The following is a 2,323-nucleotide window of genomic DNA, read 5'->3' as shown; positions in this document are numbered from 1 at the left end:
ATCATAAATATAGAATTGTCATCCTGAGCTTGTCGAAGGACATGCTTTAGATGTCTTACAAGGTGTTTCGACAGGCTCAACATGACAAATTCAAAGCAAATTACAATTTATGATACAGCCTCTTATACTTTTCGTATCTTCTCCTTCATCAGTTCATTGCCTTCAGCATCTAAATAAGTACAGGTCATTTCTTCGAGGTCGGTTACCCATTTCTCTACGCCCGCATCTGCGGCTTGCTTGCAAAAGGTAAAATAATCGGTTTCTCCCTGCTGATGTATTTTCAAAGCATGTGTTAACTTACCAGCAGACGCTTCATCATTTATAATCAAAGCCGGATACTCATCAGGACTGATCTGCTGTACATTATCTTCATCATCGAAATAAATCGAAAGGCCATCGGATACATATACATCGTTTCGCTTAACACCCATTTCCTTAATTTCTTTAATAAACTGAGGGAAATCTGCACCAGTTTTAATTTTTGATTCTGCTGCCCGGATGTCTTCGATGGTGAACATAATCTATCTGTTTAATGAAACTTTGTAAATTGTAGTTTGCGTGTACAAATCATCCGGTCTTAAAATGGTACTAGGAAAAGTTGGAACATTAACCGCATTTGGGTGGTGTTGTGTTTCTACACAAAAGGCTCCATAACTGTCATAATCTTTTCCACCTTTACCGTTTTTTACTCCTAAATATTTCGCTGTGTACAAATGGGCTACCGGTTCTGTGGTGTATACGCTTAAAACTAAACCACTTTCTTCTTCAATTGTTTTACTGGCCAGCGATAAATCGCCATAGATCTTATCCAAAACGAAAGTTTGGTCGTATCCTTCATCTTCATTCCAATCCTGCCCTATTGCTTTAGATTTCGTAAAATCCAATGGTGTACCTTCCACAGGAATTAATGTACCTGTTACCGAATAATTATCATCTTGCTCCAAATAATTTGAAGCGAAAATCTGTTGCTTATGGTTTTTGATGTTTCCACCCTCAGGCGCCAGGTTAAAATAACTATGGTGCGTTAAGTTAATGGCTGTAGCTTTATCTGTTTCGGCTTCATAACTTAAAATCAATTCATCATTTTCAGTCAGTTCGAAAGTTAAATCAATAACCAGGTTTCCAGGGAAATTTTCCTCTCCGTCTACACTTTCATATTGCAGGGTAACTGAAGGTTGAGGCCCATCATTAATTTCAACAATATCCCAAACTTTTTTATCAAAGCCTACTATACCACCATGCAGGGTATCGGTACCGGCATTTTGTGCCAGCTGATAGGTTTCATCATCAATAACGAGTCTTCCATTTTTTATGCGGTTGGCATATCGGCCAACAATAGCGCCAAAATAAGGATAGTTTGCCAAATAAGCAGGATCAAGGTATTCTTCAAAAGTATCGAAACCAAGAACGATATCCTGTTTTTCGCCTTTAGCATTCTTAACTACAAATTTGTTGATAATGGTGCCATAATTGAATATTTTGACATAAGTGCCTTTACTGTTGGTTAGTTCGATTGCGATAACTTCTTCGCCATCAATAATTTTTCCGGTAGGTATTTGCTGAACGCTCATAAATTGTAACTTAGGGCTTTTGTTTCCTAAACAAACATACTATTATTAATGCTTTTTATAAATATATTTTAGCCAAATGAACATTAACCTTGAGGAAAAATTTGCCGAGCAATACCATAAAAAAGCTGATGCCGTTTATTTTACCCCCGGGCGTGTTAACCTGATAGGCGAACACATCGATTATAATGGCGGTTTGGTTATGCCCTGTGCCATTACCTTGGGAACCTGGGTAGCCATTTCCTCAAATAACGATCATAAATTCAGGTTTAAAAGCTTAAACTTCGAAGTTCAAACTGAGGTAACAAGTAATACCACAAACGATAAAGATGGCAGCTTATGGGCCAATTACCCTATAGGTGTGATCAACGAATTTATTAATGATGGAAAAGAAATTAATGGCGTGGATTTTCTGTTTTATGGAAATATTCCAATCGGATCTGGTCTCTCCTCTTCAGCTTCTATAGAAATTGCCACTGCTTATGCTTTAAATACTTATTTTAATCTTGGTTATGATCAACTGGAACTGGTTAAAATCGCCAAACGCGTTGAGAATGATTTTATAGGCTTAAATTCTGGTATTATGGATCAGTTTGCAGTTGTTTTTGGCGAAAAAAACAAAGCGATTGTTTTAGACTGTGAGACCTTAAAATACAAAATGGTTGATGTTGACCTGGGCAATTATGTTTTTGCCATCATAAATAACAATAAACCAAGAGAATTAGCAGATTCTAAATACAACGAACGTGTAGCAG

The 2,323-nt window shown here is 37.0% G+C and carries 3 protein-coding genes; 1 reads left to right on the top strand and 2 read right to left on the bottom strand.

Translation table 11 applies throughout. The features are described from left to right. Window positions 1–122: 122 nt before the first annotated feature. Window positions 123–518, bottom strand: a complete 396-nt coding sequence (locus tag AC1DPQ_RS25210) for a DUF1398 domain-containing protein (protein WP_477611239.1) — start codon at window positions 516–518, stop codon at window positions 123–125. A 3-nt stretch (window positions 519–521) separates the two neighbouring features. Further along, complete coding sequence (locus AC1DPQ_RS25205; RefSeq protein ID WP_029274395.1) at window positions 522–1,571, bottom strand: aldose epimerase family protein; 1,050 nt, start codon at window positions 1,569–1,571, stop codon at window positions 522–524. A gap of 76 nt (window positions 1,572–1,647) precedes the next feature. On the opposite strand from AC1DPQ_RS25205, the gene AC1DPQ_RS25200 reads away from it, so the two are divergent. After that, a partial coding sequence (locus AC1DPQ_RS25200; RefSeq protein ID WP_477611238.1) for a galactokinase occupies window positions 1,648–2,323 on the top strand: 676 nt, incomplete at its 3' end.

This window comes from Pedobacter sp. 01T416_2, from assembly GCF_056398925.1.
Note: the sequence above shows the minus strand (reverse complement) of the source record. Positions and strands in the feature narration are given on the sequence as shown.